The 2,447-nt window shown below is 43.0% G+C and carries 3 protein-coding genes; all 3 read right to left on the reverse strand.

Annotation, left to right across the window (positions count from 1 at the left end):
* Positions 1-628: HAD-IA family hydrolase (locus tag F6K37_RS38165; RefSeq protein ID WP_287256284.1), on the reverse strand; the 628-nt coding region annotated here is incomplete at its 3' end.
* A 74-nt stretch (positions 629-702) separates the two neighbouring features.
* Positions 703-1,656: a tRNA epoxyqueuosine(34) reductase QueG gene (queG, locus tag F6K37_RS38170; RefSeq protein WP_287256286.1), complete on the reverse strand. Its 954-nt coding sequence runs from the start codon at positions 1,654-1,656 to the stop codon at positions 703-705.
* A gap of 66 nt (positions 1,657-1,722) precedes the next feature.
* A complete protein-coding gene (locus tag F6K37_RS38175) occupies positions 1,723-2,445 on the reverse strand; it encodes a Stp1/IreP family PP2C-type Ser/Thr phosphatase (protein WP_287256289.1) in 723 nt (240 codons plus the stop codon).
* Positions 2,446-2,447: the final 2 nt, after the last annotated feature.

Genomic DNA, 2,447 nt, shown 5'->3' on the forward strand with positions numbered 1-2,447 from the left:
TAGATACTAATTCAGATAACTCCTGGGGTTCGTCGATCAAAAAATCTGGTTGATATTTAGCTAGTACTTCTTTATAATTAAATCCCCAACTGACAGCAACTACTTTAATAGTATTTTTTTGAGCTGCCTCAATATCTCTAGTTTCATCTCCGACATAGATCACATCAGCAGGATTGAAATTATGTTTTTTGAGGAATTTACGAATAACTTTTTCTTTTCCAAATATGGGACTGCCTGAGTCAACAAAATCAAAAAGCTTTACCCAAGAATTATTTTCCAGAAAAAGGTTAACGTTTTCTGCCGAGTTAGATGTCAATATCCCTAATTGGTAACCTTCATATTTCAAATCATTTAAAACTTCTATTAGTCCAGGAATAGGAGTTAAACTTTGAATATCTTCACGTAATAGTTTTTGCACCTTTTTCAACAAAAACGGGATTCTAAACCTCGAAATACCCGATTGCTTAATAATTTCCCTAGAGCTTAAATGTCTAACTTGCTCCAATTTTTCAGCTGATGTGGGCTGATATCCAAATTCTCCCGCTAAGCTATTACTAATCTTGACAATGGCAGTAAAGGTATCAGCCAGAGTCCCATCAAAATCAAAAAGAATTACTTTTACACTCATTGAGCAATTAACAATTAACAATTCGCAATTCGCAATTCGCAATTCGCCACCCAAGTAATCAATGACTAGTCTGACTAGTCAACCGATTTTTGAGATGCATCAATATTAGCTTGGGCATTGCGCCGTAGCATATTTGGCTTAATACGCCGCAGCGCCGAAGCTGGAAACCGTCGATTCCACTCCTGATCAGATATATTAGCTAATTCCCTGAGTCGAGGAGCCATATTCCCAGGGTAGGGCTGAAACTCTAGCACATCAGTTTCTTTAGCAAAACGTTGGTTCCAGGGGCAAACATCTTGACAGATGTCACAACCAGCAACCCAGCCATGTAAATGGGGTTTAATCGATTCCGGCAAGTTTTCAGCCCGATTCTCAATAGTATGATAGGCGATGCAGCGGTTGGAATCAACGACAAACGGTTTGGTAATAGCACCCGTTGGACAGTCTTGAATACAGCGGGTACAGCTACCACAGTGTGAAGTGTGAGGGGTATCTGGGGTCAAGGCTAGGTTAGTCAACACTTCCCCTAAAAATACCCAACTGCCATACTCCCGCGTAATTACATTACCATTTTTAGCAATCCAACCAATACCTGAGCGCTGCGCCCAGACTTTATCTTGTACTGGCCCTGTATCAGCATAGTAACGCACCTGGATTTCTTCTGCTTGTGCTTGTAACCAACAGGTCAATTCCTTCAATTTTTTATGCATGACCTTGTGGTAATCTCTCCCCCAACCGTAACGGGAGATTTTGCCATACTCAGGGCTTTCGGGACGCTGGTGAGGGGTGTAGTAGTTGAGAGCAACAGAAATTACTGACTCCACCTCTGGCATACAGGCACGAATATCCAAGCGTCGAGGATTTTCCATCCAAGCCATGTCTGCTTGATACCCTAACGCTAGCCAAGCGTTCAAGTTTTGCTCTGCTGAGTCATGATGATCAACATCCACAGCTGCAATGCCGACCTTATGAAAGCCCAGCGAGCGAGCTTTCTTTTTTACCTCAGTGCTAGTAACTGGTATATCCAACAGCTGTATTTACGAAGTAACTCTACCTGTAGGGTGTGTTAATAACCCACCTTCACCCAAGATCCTTCACCCAACACTTTTCATCCTTTCCCCAATCTCTACAATAACCACAGTAATGTTATCCCTACCGCCTTGGTCTTTAGCCGCTTCAACTAGGATAACCAGGGCCTGATTAATACTTGAACTCTGTTGGAGAGAGGAAGCAATCAATTCATCGGAAAGTTCTTCGGTAAGTCCATCGCTACAAAGCAAAAGGCGATCGCATAATTTAACCTCTATCGGATAGACATCGACTTTCGGTAAATCCTTTCTGCCTAGACATTGAGACAGAACATGACGCCAGGGATGCATCCGAGCCTGTTTAGCTGTCAGTTCTCCCAACTTAACAGCTCTGGCTACCCAGGTGTGGTCTTCTGTAATCTTCTCTAACTTAGAATTCCGGAACCGATAGAGGCGAGAATCTCCTACATGAGAAAACCAACACTGGTCTTGACGGAACATCACCACTACGGCAGTGGTTCCCATATCTGACCGTTCTGGATGAGTTTGCTGATCTTTGAGGATAGCCTGATTGGCTTGATAGATCGCTTGTTCTAGTAACTCATCAGAATGGGTTTGAGAGTTCCAATCCTTATTCAAATAAGTCTTAATCGCCTCAGTGGCAATTTTACTTGCCTCTTGTCCACCGGCATGACCACCCATGCCGTCGGCAACAATAAAGAAGCGACCGTCCGGGTCTATGTAGTAGTCATCTTGGTTAACTGTACGTAGTAAGCCCGGATCTGTAATAC

The organism is Moorena sp. SIO4E2, assembly GCF_010671945.1.
Lineage (GTDB): Bacteria > Cyanobacteriota > Cyanobacteriia > Cyanobacteriales > Coleofasciculaceae > Moorena > Moorena producens.